This is a genomic window from Nocardioides sp. GCM10027114 (assembly GCF_042659625.1).
GTDB lineage: Bacteria > Actinomycetota > Actinomycetes > Propionibacteriales > Nocardioidaceae > Nocardioides.
The window spans coordinates 66,381-81,305 of the sequence record NZ_JBHSSS010000010.1; the positions used below are offsets into that span (position 1 = coordinate 66,381).

Consider the following 14,925-nt stretch of genomic DNA (forward strand, 5'->3'; position numbering starts at 1 on the left):
TTCGATCAGGCGCGGGCCACGTGCAGCCAGTACTGCTCGTCGCGCTCCTGGAGCTTGACGTCGTACCCGCGCGCCTCGGCATCGCCGAAGGCTTCGCGGAGCGCACGCTCGAGGTCGGCCGACCGGGTGGCCGACCAGACGACCACGACGCCACCCTTCCGGAGGAGCCGGTGCACCTCGGTGAGGAAGGCCGGCTCGTAGATCGCGGCGTTGGTGTCGTGCACGAGGTAGTCGGGGCCGTTGTCGACGTCGAGGAGCACCAGGTCGTACGACGTGTCCGCGGCCTCGCCGACCGCCATCGCGACGTCCGCGACGACGATGCTGGCGCGGTCGTCGGCCAGCAGTGTCGGACCGTGCGGGATCGTTCCGTCGCGCATCCAGTCCACGAGCGCCTGCTCGATCTCGACGACCACGCACCGCTCCACCCGCCGGTCGGCCAGCACCTGGTGCATCGTGAAGCCGAGGCCGAGGCCGCCGACGAGCACCTCCCGGGGATCGTCCACCAGTCCCAGCGCCGCCTCGGCGAGCGCCTGCTCGGTGCTCGTCTCCAGGGTGTCCATGACGAACACGCCGTTGGCACGCAGCTCCAGTGACGTGCCGCCGTTCTCCTCCCGGCGCTCGCGCAGCACCAGCTCGCCCCGTTCGGACTCGTGACTCGCGACCTCGACGTACTCCACGACGCCCTTCTTACCCTGCGGCCCCCGGCGACACACGCGGCTCCGCGCCGTGGGGGCCGTCCGTAGGCTGGCGGGGACCGGACCGGCGCACCGAGGAGGCGGCATGGGCCAGGAGCACGAGCACGATCGGCAGGAGGGCCAGGTCTCGGAGGTCTCCGGGATGGCTGGCGAGCCGGAGCCGATCGCCGGCGACAACGCCGTCGCCGGCTATCCGGACAGCGAGAGCGGGCGGCCCCAGGAGGGGACCGCGGGCCCCAACGCCTCGCCCCTCCGCGGTCGACCCGGGCGGGAGCAGGACGAGGCCGGTCCGGAGGACGCCGGAGCGCCCGGGGTCTGACCGGACCGGACCAGCCGGTGCAGTTCGACACACCCGGTCCGAAATGCTGGACTGCCCACCCGGACACAGCAGTAGTCTCCGCTCAGCCGCGCCCGCCCCCGAGGCGCCGGACAGGGGAGACGCTCGTGAAGCTCCGCACGTCGTACGCCGCCGTCGTCGCGCTCACGGTGGCCGCATCGCTGGCCGCCTGCGCCCCGCCCGAGGACGACTCCGCGGCCTCCGGAACCTCGGAGGCGGCGACCGCCACGAGCGCCGAGGACCTCGGCGGCATGGACGCGCTGGTCGAGGCCGCCCAGGAGGAGGGTGAGCTGAACGTCATCGCCCTTCCCCCGGACTGGGCCAACTACGGCGAGATCATCGAGACCTTCGAGGAGAAGTACGACATCCAGGTCAACTCGGCCCAGCCGGACGCCGCCAGCCAGGACGAGATCAACGCCGCCAACCAGCTCAAGGGCACCGACCGAGCCCCCGACGTCTTCGACCTGGGCCAGTCCGTCGCCCTGGCCAACACCGACATGTACGCGCCCTACAGGGTGGAGACCTGGGACACGATCCCCGACGAGTTCAAGGACCCCGACGGGGCGTGGGTGAACGACTACGGCGGGTTCATGTCGATCGGGTACGACTCGTCGAAGGTCCCCGACATCACCTCGGTCGAGGACCTGCTGGGGCCCGAGTTCAAGGGCAAGGTCGCGCTGAACGGCGACCCGACCCAGGCCGGCGCCGCGTTCAGCGGCGTGGTCATGGCCTCGGTGGCCAACGGCGGCTCGACCGACGACATCGCCCCCGGCGTCGAGTTCTTCGAGAAGCTCAAGGCGGCGGGCAACTTCCTTCCCGTGGACCCCACGGCGGCGACCATCGAGTCCGGCCAGACCCCCGTCGTCATCGACTGGGACTACCTGAACGCCGCGGAGGCCGCCAAGGTGCCGACCTGGAAGTCCTTCGTGCCTCCCGAGGCGCCGATCGCCGGCTACTACTTCCAGGCGATCAACGCCGACGCTCCGCACCCGGCGGCAGCCCGCCTGTGGCAGGAGTTCCTCTTCAGCGACGAGGGGCAGAACCTCTGGCTGGAGGGCGGCGCCCGACCGGTCCGGGCCGACGCGATGGCCGAGGCCGGCACGATCGACCAGGAGCTGTACGACGCGTTGCCGCCGGTCGAGGGTGACCCGATCATCCCGACCAACGAGCAGACCGAGAAGATGGCGGCCTACCTGGCCGACAACTGGGCGAAGGCGGTCGGCTGACCGCGGTCGCCCCGGTGTCGGCGTCGCAGCCGGAGGTCGAGCCGACACCGCCGTCCCCGGGCCGACGACCGGCATTCGGCCCGGCCCTCGGGCTGCTCCCGTTCCTGGTCTACGTCACGATCTTCCTGCTGGTGCCGACCGTCACCGTGGCGGTCGGCGCCTTCCAGGACAGCGACGGCGGCTTCTCGCTCGACAAGATCCGCGCGCTCGGCGGGGAGACCGCGCTCGCGGCACTGAGGGAGAGCGTGGTGCTCTCGCTCGCGTCCGCGGCCGTGGGCGCGGTCCTCGGTGCGCTGCTGGCCTACCTCATCGTGACCGCCCCGAGGACGAGCGTGCTGCGCCGCGTCGTCACGGCGGTGGCGGGCGCCCTCGCGCAGTTCGGCGGGGTCACGCTGGCCTTCGCGTGGATCGCGACGCTCGGCTTCGGGGGTCTCCTCACCGACCTGCTGGCCGACGTCCTCGGCGTCGACGCCGCAGGGTCGCCGTGGCTCTACGAGCTGCCCGGCCTGATCCTGGTCTACACCTACTTCCAGATCCCGCTCATGGTGATCGTCTTCCTCCCCGCCCTGGAGGGGCTGCGCCCGCAGTGGCGTGAGGCGGCGGTCAACCTCGGGGCCAGCACCTGGCAGTACTGGACCCGGGTGGCGATCCCGCTGCTGCGACCCGCCTTCCTGGGGTCGGCGCTGCTGCTCTTCGCCAACGCCTTCGCCGCCTACGCCACGGCCGCGGCGCTGGTGAGCCAGGGCTCGCCCATCACCCCGCTGCTGATCCGCGCGGCACTCACCAGCGAGATCGTGCTCGGCCAGGCGAACTTCGCGTTCGCGCTGGCGCTGGAGATGGTCGCGGTCGTGGCCGTCGTGATGGTGCTCTACGCGCTGCTGCTGCGGCGTACGTCGAGGTGGCTGGGATGACGCGCGGCTCGGGAGCGGTGGCCTGGCGGGTGGCGCGGGTGCTCCTGCTGCTGCTGTTCGCAGCGTTCTTCCTGCTCCCGCTGATCGCGCTGCTCGACTTCAGCACCAGCGTCCCGGGCTCGGACGAGCGGACGTGGGACGCCTGGCGCAACCTCGCCGAGGACCGGACCATGGTCGAGGCGATCACCACCTCGCTCCTGCTCGCCGTGCTGACGGTCGTGGGGATGGTCTTCCTGCTGGTGCCCACGATGGTCTGGGTGCGGCTCCGGGTCCCGCGTGCGACCCGCCTCGTGGAGTTCCTGTGCCTGCTCCCGCTGACCATCCCCGCACTGGTCCTCGTGGTCGGGGTCAACAACGTCTTCGCCTGGGTGACCTACCTGCTCGGCGACTCCCCGCTGAACCTCGCCTTCGTGTACGTCGTGCTCGTCCTGCCCTTCGCCTACCGGTCGATCGACGCGGCCCTCGCCTCGATCGACGCCGCCACGCTGGCGGAGGCCGCGCGCTCACTGGGCGCGGGCTGGGCGACCGTCGTGGTGCGGGTGGTCGTTCCGAACATCTGGGGCGGGGTGCTGGGAGCGGCGTTCATCTCGGTCGCCCTCGTGCTGGGCGAGTACACCGTCGCCTCGCTGCTCAACTACGAGACCCTGCCGGTCGCGATCGTGGCGCTCGGCAAGAGCGACGCCTCGACGTCGATGGCGGCCTCGCTGGCATCCATCCTGTTCGCCTCCTCGCTGCTCGTGATGCTGTCCTTCCTCGACCGTCGTCGCCGCCTGATCGGAGACAGAGAATGACCACGGACACCTCCGTCGCCTCGACGGCCGCCCGCCAGGGCGTGGCGGTCGAGATGACCGGACTGCGCCGGTCGTACGGCGCGGTGCACGCGCTGGACGGGCTCGACCTGCACCTCGAGCCGGGCGAGCTCGTCGTGCTGCTGGGGCCGTCGGGCTGCGGCAAGACGACCGCGCTGCGCATCCTGGCCGGGCTGGAGCGGCAGGACGAGGGGTCCATCGTCGTCGGCGGTCGGGACCTGTCGGCGGTGCCGGCGAACAAGCGGGACATGGGCATGGTGTTCCAGGCCTACAGCCTGTTCCCCCACCTCACGGTGCTCGACAACGTGGCGTTCGGCCTCAAGCTGCGCGGCGCCTCCCGTCGCGACCGTCGCCGGCGGGCGGGCGACATGCTCGACCTCGTCGGGCTGGGGGAGCACGGCGGGCGCTACGCGCACCAGCTCTCCGGCGGCCAGCAGCAGCGCGTGGCGCTCGCCCGCGCGCTGGCCATCGAGCCGGCCGTGCTGCTGCTCGACGAGCCGCTCTCCGCGCTCGACGCCAAGGTCCGCGTGCAGCTGCGCGACGAGATCCGCCGGGTGCAGCTCGACGTCGGCACCACCACGCTGTTCGTCACCCACGACCAGGAGGAGGCGCTCGCCGTCGCCGACCGGGTCGGCGTGATGAACGCCGGTCGGCTCGAGCAGCTCGCGCCGCCGTCCGAGCTCTACGCCTCGCCCGCCACGCCTTTCGTCGGCGAGTTCGTGGGCCTCAGCAACCGGCTCCCCGCCACGGTGGCCGACGGCTCGGCCCAGGTGCTCGGCACCACGCTCCCGCTGCTTCCCGGCTCCGCGGAGGGCAGCGGTCTGGCGCTGGTCCGGCCCGAGTCGGTCACCCTGGCGCCGGACCCGTCGGGCGAGGCCACCGTGGACACGGTGTCCTTCCTGGGCCCGGTCTCCCGGGTGACGGCCCGTCTCTCGGACGGCACCACCCTGGTGTCCCAGCTGGCGAGCCGGGACGCCGCGGGGCTCCGCCACGGCGACCGGGTCTCCGTCCGGATCGAGTCGGGACCGGTCCTCGTCGTCGGTGCCTGAGGCGCTGGCGCGACGCCGTCAGGTGAGGGTCAGCACCAGGGGTAGATGAACAGGCTGCTGTCGCCGGCGCGGTGGTCGGCGAGCACGACGCGCAGCGGGAGCGGGTCGGGCAGCGCGCCGACGTCGGTGCCCTCGCGCGGCACGACACCGAGGCCGACCGCCGTGGCGATGGGCAGCCCGCCGCGGGCCACGTCGTCGAGCAGGCCGGCGCCCTGCAGGGTCTTGATGCCGGACTTCATGCAGGCCGTGTCGGGCTTCGCGGCGGCGGCCGTCGGGGTCAGCACGGTCGCTGCCAGCGCGGCACAGGCGGCCAGGGCGATGGTCTTCATGGGGTGCTCCTCTCGAGGGGACACCACCCGTTCTTCCACGGGCCCGGACCGCGGGTCGAGACCCGTGGGCCGGGTTTCCCGCAGATGGGGGAGACCCCGGTCCCCGGCTGACCCCTACTCGGCGGAGCGGACCCGGATCCCGGAGATCGGCACCGTCACCGCGCCGGACGGGTCGGTGAAGAAGTCGTTGCCCTTGTCGTCGACGACGATGAAGGCGGGGAAGTCCTCGACCTCGATCCTCCAGACCGCCTCCATGCCGAGCTCCTCGTACTCGAGGACGGACACCGACTTGATGCAGTCCTGGGCGAGCCGGGCCGCGGGGCCGCCGATCGAGCCGAGGTAGAACCCGCCGTGGGCGGCGCACGCCTCGGTCACCTGCTTCGACCGGTTGCCCTTCGCCAGCATCACCATGGACCCGCCCGCGGCCTGAAACTGCTCGACGTACGAGTCCATCCGGCCGGCCGTGGTCGGTCCGAACGATCCCGAGGCGTAGCCCTCGGGGGTCTTCGCCGGGCCGGCGTAGTAGACGGGGTGGTCGCGGAGGTACTGCGGCATCTCCTCGCCGGCGTCGAGCCGCTCCTTGATCTTGGCGTGCGCGATGTCGCGGGCCACGACCAGCGGGCCGGTGAGCGAGAGCCGGGTCTTGACGGGGTACTGCGTCAGCTCGGCGAGGATCTCCGGCATCGGCCGGTTCAGGTCGATGCGGACGACGTCCTCGTCGTCGAGGTGCTCGTCGGTGGTGTCCGGGAGGTACTTCGCCGGGTCGGTCTCGAGCTGCTCGAGGAAGACGCCCTCCGGGGTGATCTTGCCGAGCGCCTGCCGGTCGGCGGAGCAGGAGACGGCCAGAGCCACCGGGCAGGACGCGCCGTGGCGCGGGAGCCGGACGACGCGCACGTCGTGGCAGAAGTACTTGCCGCCGAACTGGGCGCCGATGCCGAAAGACTGCGTCAGCTCGAAGACCTGCTGCTCGAGCTCGAGGTCCCTGAAACCGTGGGCGCTCATCGAGCCCTCGGTCGGCAGGTTGTCGAGGTAGTGCGCGGAGGCGAGCTTCGCGGTCTTGAGGGCGTACTCCGCGGAGGTGCCGCCGATGACCACGGCGAGGTGGTAGGGCGGACAGGCGGCGGTGCCGAGCGAGCGGATCTTCTCGTCCAGGAACTTCAGCATCCGCTGGGGGTTCAGGACAGCCTTCGTCTCCTGGTAGAGGAAGGACTTGTTGGCCGAGCCGCCGCCCTTGGCCATGAAGAGGAACTTGTACTCAGGCTTACCCGAGGTCTGCGGAGTCGAGTAGATCTCGACCTGGGCCGGCAGGTTGGTCCCGGTGTTCTTCTCGTCGTACGTCGTGAGCGGCGCGAGCTGGGAGTAGCGCAGGTTGAGCTTCGTGTAGGCGTCGAAGACGCCGCGGCTCACGGCCTCGGCGTCGTCGGCGCCGGTGAGCACGCCCTCGGACTTCTTGCCCATCACGATCGCGGTGCCGGTGTCCTGGCACATCGGCAGCACGCCGCCGGCGGAGATGTTGACGTTCTTGAGCAGGTCCAGAGCGACGAAGCGGTCGTTCCCCGACGCCTCGGGGTCGTCGATGATCTTGCGCAGCTGCGCGAGGTGGGCGGGCCGCAGGTAGTGGGAGATGTCGTGCATCGCCTCCGCGGTCAGCCGGCGGATCGCCTCGGGGTCGACCTCGAGGAAGGTCCGGCCGTCGACCTCGAAGGTCGAGACGCCCTCGGTCGTGAGGAGCCGGTACGGCGTGTCGTCGGCGCCGATCGGCAGGAGGTCGGAGAAGCGGAACTCGGGCTCGGTGCTCACGGCCGCAGGCTAGTCGAGGTGACTAGGCTGGCCGTCATGGAGGGACCGCTGGAGCGCCCAGGACCGTTCGGGGGCGACCCGTCGCAGATGCGGGTCTCGGACGCCGACCGCCACCGCGTGGCCGACATCCTGAGAGAGGCCGCCGGGGAGGGTCGGCTCGACCTGGAGGAGCTCGACGAGCGCCTCGAGTCGACGTACGCCGCCAAGACCTACGCCGACCTCGTGCCCATCACGGCGGACCTGCCCGTGCGGCACGACGACCACCCGCCGGTGCCGCGGCCGCAGCCGGCCGGGCCGCTGGTGCCGGCCGCCCGCCACGACTCCTCGGTGGCGATCCTGGGCGGATGCAGCCGCAAGGGGGTCTGGGAGGTCGGGCCGACGCACACGGCGTTCGCCTTCTGCGGCGGGGTGGACATCGACCTGCGCGAGGCGCGCTTCACCAGCCGCGAGACGGTCATCAACGCCAACGCGATCTGGGGCGGCGTCGACATCTACGTCAACGAGTGGACGAACGTGGTCGTCGAGGGCGTCGGGATCATGGGCGCGTTCGAGCAGGGCCGCGACAAGGTGGCCCCTCAGCTGCGTCCCGACTCGCCGACGATCCGGGTCAAGGGCATCGCGCTCATGGCCGGCGTGACGGTGAGCCGCCGCCCGATGCCAGGAACCCCGCGACGCAGGTTGCTCGGCGGGCGCTGAGCGCCCGGACCGCTACGCGCCGCGGGCCGGGCTGCTGCTGCCCGCCCTGCGGACCTGCTTCCCGGCCTGCTTCCCGGCTTGCTTGCCGGCCTGGTTGTCGGCCTGCCTGCCCGCGGGCCGTCGGGGGGCCCCGTCGGCTGAAGGACCGGTGGAGCCGCGCACGACGAGGTACGTGGGCAGGACGACGTCCCGCTCCTGGACCGACCGGCCGGCCAGCAGGTCGAGCACCATCATGGCGGTGCGGCGACCCTGCTCCTCGACGGGCTGGCGGACGGTGGTGAGCTCCAGCAGCTCCGCCATGGGGTGGTCGTCCACCCCGACCAGCGACATGGACGCCGGGACGGCGACGTGGGCGCGTCGCAGGGTGCGCATCGCAGCGAGGGCCATCTCGTCGGAGTGGGCGAAGACCGCGGTGGGCGGCTGCCGCATGGACAGCAGCTGCGCCATGCCCTCGGCCCCGCCGTCGTTGGTGAAGGGCACGGTCACCACGTAGCGCTCGTCGTACTCGAGGCCTCCGGCCTCGAGGGCGTCCCGGTAGCCGAGCCACCGCGCCCGGTCGATCGGCCACACGATGCCCTCCCGGTCCTCGGTGCGCATCATGGCGACGCGGGTGTGGCCCAGGGTCAGCAGGTGGTGCACCGCCTGCTCCGCGGCTGCCCTGTCGTCCACGCGCACACAGGCGTAGTCGGCGATGCGGCCGCCGGCGACGACGACCTCGACGCCCATGAGGTCGAGCCGGTCCATCTGCTCCTCGGGTACCGGCAGGGCCACGATCACGACCGCGTCCGCCTTGCGACGCGTGGGGAGCCGCTCGAAGAACCGCTGGCGGTCCGCGGCTCCGCCGACGTGGTAGAGCAGCATGTCCAGCTCCGCCTCGCGGAAGACGGCCTCGAGGCCGGCGAGCATCGTGGAGAAGTACCAGGTGTTGACCCGCGGCACCACGACCGCGACCCGTCCGGTGGCTCCGCCGGAGAGCCGCGAGGCCTCGGGCGAGACGACGTACGACAGCTTGGTGGCGATCGCCTTGACGCGCACCCGCGTCTCCTCGCTGACCCCGGGCAGGTCCCGCAGGGCGCGCGAGACGGTGGCCGTGGACACGCCCGCGTGCCGGGCGACATCGGCCATGTTGACCTGCGCTCCGGGCCGCACCCTGCGCACTCTGCCATGAGTCCGCAAGCGTTTCCATACCTCGCACGGGCTCAATGACTGGACGTTCGTTGACTTCCCGCGATCGGCAGGGGAGGGTGAGAGCAAGCGTTTGCGTGACCTGTGCCACGAAACTGTGGCGCGGGCCGGAGCATGCCGGTCGCCCCCGAAAGGCCGGAAATGGCTGCGGAATCGTGACCTCGGGCGTCGTGGACACCCGATGACGCGGTCGAGTAGACAGGCAGTGATGTGAGGTGCATCACCGCACAGGTTGGGTCCCTGGAACCGGACAGAGGAGTGGCAGATGGCAACAGGCAAGCGACGCCGGCAGTGGTCGGCCCTGGGGGTAGGTCTCTCTCTCGCCCTCGTGACCTCGGGATGTCTCCAGGGTGACGACAACGGGGGCGGAGGCGGGGGAAGCGGCCTCGGCAGCTCGGACGGCGACGGGGTGGTCGAGATCCTCGGCGCCTTCGGCGGCCAGGAGGAGGAGGCGTTCCTCGAGTCGCTGGCCGCCTTCGAGGAGGAGAGCGGCATCGACGTCAAGTACACCGCTGACTCGGACTTCAGCACCACGATCCCGACCCGGGTCAACGCAGGTGACGCCCCGGACATCGCCCTTTTCCCCCAGCCGGGCGGCCTCGTGGAGCTCGCCGAGGACGGGTTCCTGACCCCGCTGGGCGACGCCATCGACCTCGGGGCCATCGAGTCGACGCTGATCCCGGGCTTCCTCGACGCGACCGAGCTCGACGGCGAGGTGTACGGCGCCCCGATGCGCATGGCCGTCAAGAGCCTGGTGTGGTACCCGAAGCCGGAGTACGCCGACAAGGGCTACAACACCGACCCCCAGAGCTTCCAGGAGCTCCAGGAGACCGCCGAGCAGATCATGAAGGACGGCACGGCTCCGTGGTGCATCGGCTGGGAGTCGGACCAGGACACCGGCTGGGTCGGCACCGACTGGCTGGAGGAGATGGTGCTGCGCACCGCCGGGCCGGACGTCTACGACCAGTGGGTCAATCACGAGATCCCCTTCGACGACCCAGCGATCGTCGAGGCCCTCGACGCCGCCGGTGAGGTCATGAAGACCGACGGCATGGTGCTCGGCGACGAGCGGGCGATCCTGAACACGGGGTTCGCGGACGCGATGCAGCCGGCCTTCGCCCAGCCCCCGCGGTGCTACCTGCACCGGCAGGGCAACTTCGCCACCGGGTTCTACCCGGAGGACGTGCAGAAGAACCTCGACGACGAGGTCGGCGTCTTCGTGCTCCCGCCCGTCGAGGGCGGGTTCGACGGCCAGCCGATCCTCGGCGGCGGCGACCTCGCGGCCCTCTTCAACGGCGACGATGACGAGGCCATCGAGGTCATGGAGTTCCTCACGTCCGACCAGTTCGGCGTGGAGTGGGCTGCCGCGGGCGGCTGGCTGTCGCCGCACGCGACCTTCGACGCGTCCAACTACTCCGACGAGACCACCCGCGAGATCGCGGCCATCGCCTCCGAGGCCGACGTGTTCCGCTTCGACGCCTCCGACCTGATGCCGCCGGTGATCGGCTCCGACGTCTTCTGGGACGAGATGGTGGAGTGGATCGACGGGAAGTCGACGGAGGAGACGCTCGCGGCCATCGAGGAGGAGTGGCCCGAATGACAACTGAGCAGAAGGGCTCCAGCACCGGCGACACGTCGGTGCTGGAGCCCGGTGCCGGGAGCGCGACCTCGCGGGCCCACCAGACGTCACCGGCCAAGATCGTCGGCGGCCTCGTCGGGATGGCGGCCGTGATCTGGGCGCTGTTCAACCTGTTCCTGGCTTTCGGGCTCTACCCCGAGGTCTTCCTGGACAGCAAGATCATCATCGGGATCGTTGCCCTGGTGGCCGGGGTCGGCGGCGCCGGCGTGTTCTTCTGGTTCCTGAACATGTTCGTGGAGGGCCTGCCCCAGCGGGCGTCCCTGGCCGCGATGCCGTACGCCTACGTGCTGCCGGGCCTGTTCTTCATCGGGCTGATGCTGATCTACCCGACGCTCCAGACGATCAACTACTCGTTCGCCAACTCCGACAGCGACGCCTACGTCGGGCTGGCCAACTACCGCGAGATCTTCACCGACGGGGACTTCCAGTCCGCGCTGTTCAACAACCTCCTGTGGCTGCTGGTCGTGCCGGCCTTCGTGGTCGCCTTCGGTGTGATCATCGCGGTGCTCGCCGACCGACTCGGCCCGCAGGCAGAGAAGGTCGCGAAGAGCTTCATCTTCCTGCCGATGGCGATCTCCTTCGTCGGCGCCTCGGCGATCTGGAGCCTGATCTACGCCTTCGACGACGCCGGCGCGAACCAGACGGGCCTGCTGAACGCGATCTGGACCAGCATCGGCGGCGATCCACAGACGTGGCTGCAGATCTCGGAGTTCCGGCTGAACTCCTTCCTGCTCATGGTCATCCTGATCTGGCTGCAGGTGGGGTTCGCGATGATCCTGCTGTCCTCCGCCATCAAGGGCGTTCCCGACGAGACCATCGAGGCGGCCCGGATCGACGGCGCGACGGAGTGGCAGATCTTCTGGCGGGTGGTCGTGCCGCAGATCAAGGGCACGATGATCACCGTCTACATCACGGTGACCATCCTCGTGCTCAAGATCTTCGACATCATCTTCGTCACGACCAACGGACGTTTCGAGAGCAACGTCATCGCGAACCTGTTCTTCAACGAGCTCTTCGCGAGGCGGGAGGCAGGCACTGCCTCGGCGATCGTCGTGGTGCTGCTCATCTCCGTGCTGCCGATCCTCGTCTACCAGGTGCGGCACTTCCGTCGAGAGGAGCTGGCCCGATGACCTCCCAGGCCGCTGCCCACGCCCCTCGGGGCACCGAGAAGATGCCGGACCCGATGCAGGACTACGGGCCACCGCCCAAGGGCCACGGGGAGAAGCGCAGCTGGTTCTCCATCGTGACCGTGACCGTCCTGGTGATCCTGTGGACCGTTCCGACACTGGGCCTGCTGGTCACCTCGTTCCGGTCCCGGACCGACTCGATCACCTCGGGCTGGTGGACGGCGATCTTCAACCCGTTCGACACCACCTGGACGATCGACAACTACGACCGGATGTTCGAGCGGACCGACATGGCGTCGGCGCTGGTCAACAGCGTCGTCGTCGCGGTCCCCGCCACGATCATCCCGATCATGTTCGCGGCCTTCGCCGCCTACGCGTTCACCTTCATGAGCTTCCGCGGCAAGGACTTCCTGTTCGTGTCGATCGTGGCCGTCATGGTGGTGCCGCTCCAGGTGGCGCTGGCCCCGATGCTCGACCTGATGGGGCCGCGCGGGCTCGGCATCGTCGGCGACTACCTGTCCGTGTGGATCCTGCACACGGGGTTCGGCATGCCGCTGGCGATCTACATCCTGCGCAACTACATGACGACGCTGCCGACGACGGTCATCGAGTCGGCGAAGATCGACGGCGCGACGCACTTCCAGACCTTCTGGAGGCTGATCGTGCCCATGTCCGTGCCGGCGCTGGCCGGGTTCGCGATCCTGCAGTTCCTGTGGGTCTGGAACGACCTGCTGATCGCGAAGCTGTTCCTCGGCGGCGGCACCAACGAGACCGTGATCGTCGAGCTGCAGGGAATCCTGGGCACGCAGGGGCAGGGCGCGGAGTTGCTCACGGCCGGCGCGTTCATCACGATCGTGATCCCCATGACCGTCTTCTTCGTCATGCAGCGCTACTTCGTCCGCGGCCTCACCGCGGGCGCGGTCAAGGGGTGAGCGCCCGGTAGCTGCAGGCGCGGCCGTCACTACCGTTGTCCGCATGGTCTTGCTGGTCATGTCCCACTGTCCGGTCCGTCGCCTCGCCGCCTGCGTGGTCGCGAGGTGAGCGGGCCGGTCGTCCACCTGACGGCGGCGGGCGTGAGCGTGGTGCTCGCGCCCGCGGCGTCGGGTGTCCCGACGATGCTCCACTGGGGCACGGCGCTGCGTGACAGCGACCTCGACGGGCTGGCGGACGCTCACCCGACCGGGGTGTCCCACAGCGCCCTCGACGAGCCTCGCGCCACGGGCCTGGTGCCGCTCACGGCGCACGGCTACACCGGCACGCCGGCCGTCGAGCTGTTCCGCTCGGGCGCGGTGCCGGTCCGCCTCGACGGGTGGTCGTGGACCCAGGACGGCCAGGGCGTCGTCGCGGCCGCCGCGGACGCCGACCTCGGCTGCGAGGTCCGCCTCGAGCTCGACCTCACCCCCGAGGGGCTGCTCCGCGCGCGGACCACCGTGGTCAACACCGGCGACGACGGCCTGCACGTCGCGGCGGTGCGTTCCACCCTTCCCGTGCCCGCGCGCGCCGCGGAGCTGCTCGACCTCAGTGGCCGATGGGTCGGGGAGCGCGTCCCGCAGCGTCACTCGTGGCCCGTCGGCACCTGGCAGCGCGCCGGACGCCACGGCCGGACCGGCCACGACGCCACGCTGCTGCTCTCGGCCGGGACCCCCGGCTTCGCGTTCCGGCGAGGCGAGGTCTGGTCGATCCACGTCGCCTGGAGCGGCGACCACGAGAGCTACGCCGACCGCACGCCCGAGGGCGACGTGTTGCTCGGCGGCGGCGAGCTGCTCGCGCCGGGCGAGGTCGTGCTCGGCGCGGGGGAGTCCTACTCCTCGCCCTGGCTCGTCGGGGGGTGGTCCGGCGAGGGTCTCGACGGCGTGTCCGCCCGCTTCCACGACCTGCTCCGCCGCACGACGCCGCGGCCGGTCCGCAAGGTGCTCGTCAACACCTGGGAGGCGGTCTACTTCGACCACGACCTCGACCGCCTCACCGAGCTGGCGGAGGTGGCGGCCGCGGCGGGCGTCGAGCGGTTCGTGCTCGACGACGGCTGGTTCCGCGGCCGGCGCGACGACCGCGCCGGGCTCGGCGACTGGACCGTCGACCCCGACGTCTGGCCGGAGGGACTGCAGCCGCTCATCGAGCGGGTCACGGCGCTGGGGCTCGACTTCGGGCTGTGGGTGGAGCCGGAGATGGTCAACCTCGACTCCGACGTGGCCCGCGAGCACCCCGACTGGGTGCTCGGCGCCCACCGCGACCACCCGCCCGAGTGGCGGCACCAGCAGGTGCTCGACCTCGCCAACCCCGCGGCGTACGACCACGTGCGGGGGCAGCTGATGGCGCTCCTCGACGAGCTCGACATCGCCTACCTCAAGTGGGACCACAACCGCGACCTCATCGACGTGCCCGGGGCCCGGGCGCAGACGCTCGCGTTCTACCGGCTCCTCGACGAGCTCCGCGCCGCCCACCCGGGGCTCGAGATCGAGTCGTGCGCCTCGGGCGGCGGCCGGATCGACCTCGGCGTGCTCGCCCGCACCGACCGGGTGTGGGCCAGCGACACCATCGACGCCGTCGAGCGGCAGCGGATCCAACGCTGGACCACGCTGCTGGTGCCGCCGGAGATGACCGGCGCCCACCTCGGCGGCCCCGTCGCCCACACCACCGGCCGCAGCCACGCGCTGCCGTTCCGGGCGGCCACGGCGCTGATCGGCCACTACGGCATCGAGTGGGACCTGCGGGCGGTCGGGCAGACCGACCGCGACCAGGTCGCGGAGTGGGTGGCGCTGCACAAGCGGATGCGGCCGCTCGTGGCCGACGGCCGGTTGGTGCGCAGCGACCACCCCGACCCCGGCTGCTTCGTCACCGGCGTCGTGGCCGCCGACGGGGCGGAGGGCTGGTGGGTCGTCGCGCAGACCGAGCGGACGGTCGCCCAGCACCAGGCCCCGGTGCTCCTCGAGGGCCTGGACCCCGACGCCCGCTACAGGGTCACCGAGGAGACCCCGGACGCCCCGCAGCACCTGGCCGACCTCGCCCCGCGGCGGGTCGACGTCGTGCTGACGGGGCGCGCGCTGGCCGAGGTCGGCGTACGTCTCGGCGTCCTCGCCCCTGAGACCGCCCGTGTGCTGCGAGCGACGCGGCAAGTAGAGTGA

General features: G+C 71.1%; 14 protein-coding genes. 10 read left to right on the plus strand and 4 right to left on the minus strand.

What is annotated here, in order from left to right; genetic code table 11:
• Positions 1 to 5: 5 nt before the first annotated feature.
• Complete coding sequence (locus tag ACFP2E_RS06190) at positions 6 to 677, minus strand: spermidine synthase (protein ID WP_378522545.1); 672 nt, start codon at positions 675 to 677, stop codon at positions 6 to 8.
• A gap of 103 nt (positions 678 to 780) precedes the next feature.
• Here ACFP2E_RS06190 and ACFP2E_RS06195 point away from each other — a divergent pair, with 103 nt between their 5' ends.
• The 5 genes from ACFP2E_RS06195 (at position 781) to ACFP2E_RS06215 (ending at position 5,027) form a co-directional block, all read left to right on the plus strand.
• Complete coding sequence (locus tag ACFP2E_RS06195) at positions 781 to 1,014, plus strand: hypothetical protein (protein WP_378522544.1); 234 nt, start codon at positions 781 to 783, stop codon at positions 1,012 to 1,014.
• A 125-nt stretch (positions 1,015 to 1,139) separates the two neighbouring features.
• A complete protein-coding gene (locus tag ACFP2E_RS06200) occupies positions 1,140 to 2,258 on the plus strand; it encodes an ABC transporter substrate-binding protein (RefSeq protein ID WP_378522543.1) in 1,119 nt (372 codons plus the stop codon).
• A gap of 14 nt (positions 2,259 to 2,272) precedes the next feature.
• Positions 2,273 to 3,169, plus strand: a complete 897-nt coding sequence (locus ACFP2E_RS06205) for an ABC transporter permease (protein ID WP_378522542.1) — start codon at positions 2,273 to 2,275, stop codon at positions 3,167 to 3,169.
• Positions 3,166 to 3,960, plus strand: a complete 795-nt coding sequence (locus tag ACFP2E_RS06210) for an ABC transporter permease (RefSeq protein WP_378522541.1) — start codon at positions 3,166 to 3,168, stop codon at positions 3,958 to 3,960. The genes ACFP2E_RS06205 and ACFP2E_RS06210 overlap by 4 nt, the downstream gene beginning before the upstream one ends.
• Positions 3,957 to 5,027, plus strand: a complete 1,071-nt coding sequence (locus tag ACFP2E_RS06215) for an ABC transporter ATP-binding protein (protein WP_378522540.1) — start codon at positions 3,957 to 3,959, stop codon at positions 5,025 to 5,027. Before ACFP2E_RS06210 ends, ACFP2E_RS06215 begins: the two co-directional genes overlap by 4 nt.
• A 29-nt stretch (positions 5,028 to 5,056) precedes the next feature.
• On the opposite strand, the gene ACFP2E_RS06220 is transcribed toward ACFP2E_RS06215, so the two are convergent.
• The gene (locus tag ACFP2E_RS06220; protein WP_378522539.1) at positions 5,057 to 5,356 is read right to left on the minus strand and encodes a hypothetical protein; all 300 of its coding nucleotides are present in this window, start codon (positions 5,354 to 5,356) and stop codon (positions 5,057 to 5,059) included.
• Positions 5,357 to 5,470: 114 nt separating this feature from the next.
• A complete protein-coding gene (locus ACFP2E_RS06225) occupies positions 5,471 to 7,156 on the minus strand; it encodes a fumarate hydratase (protein WP_378522538.1) in 1,686 nt (561 codons plus the stop codon).
• A 36-nt stretch (positions 7,157 to 7,192) separates the two neighbouring features.
• On the opposite strand from ACFP2E_RS06225, the gene ACFP2E_RS06230 reads away from it, so the two are divergent.
• Positions 7,193 to 7,852, plus strand: coding sequence for a DUF1707 domain-containing protein (locus ACFP2E_RS06230; protein ID WP_378522537.1), 660 nt, complete (start codon positions 7,193 to 7,195; stop codon positions 7,850 to 7,852).
• Positions 7,853 to 7,864: 12 nt separating this feature from the next.
• Here the strand turns inward: ACFP2E_RS06230 and ACFP2E_RS06235 are convergent, their stop codons facing one another.
• Entirely contained in the window at positions 7,865 to 9,001 is a 1,137-nt protein-coding gene (locus tag ACFP2E_RS06235; protein ID WP_378522536.1) for a LacI family DNA-binding transcriptional regulator, read from the minus strand.
• Between the two features lie 364 nt (positions 9,002 to 9,365).
• Here ACFP2E_RS06235 and ACFP2E_RS06240 point away from each other — a divergent pair, with 364 nt between their 5' ends.
• The 4 genes from ACFP2E_RS06240 (at position 9,366) to ACFP2E_RS06255 (ending at position 14,925) form a co-directional block, all read left to right on the plus strand.
• Positions 9,366 to 10,637, plus strand: coding sequence for an ABC transporter substrate-binding protein (locus tag ACFP2E_RS06240; RefSeq protein ID WP_378522535.1), 1,272 nt, complete (start codon positions 9,366 to 9,368; stop codon positions 10,635 to 10,637).
• Entirely contained in the window at positions 10,634 to 11,806 is a 1,173-nt protein-coding gene (locus ACFP2E_RS06245; protein WP_378522534.1) for a carbohydrate ABC transporter permease, read from the plus strand. Before ACFP2E_RS06240 ends, ACFP2E_RS06245 begins: the two co-directional genes overlap by 4 nt.
• Positions 11,803 to 12,735: a carbohydrate ABC transporter permease gene (locus ACFP2E_RS06250; RefSeq protein WP_378522533.1), complete on the plus strand. Its 933-nt coding sequence runs from the start codon at positions 11,803 to 11,805 to the stop codon at positions 12,733 to 12,735. The genes ACFP2E_RS06245 and ACFP2E_RS06250 overlap by 4 nt, the downstream gene beginning before the upstream one ends.
• A 105-nt stretch (positions 12,736 to 12,840) precedes the next feature.
• Positions 12,841 to 14,925 (plus strand): alpha-galactosidase, encoded by a 2,085-nt coding sequence (locus ACFP2E_RS06255; protein WP_378522532.1) that lies wholly within the window; start codon positions 12,841 to 12,843, stop codon positions 14,923 to 14,925.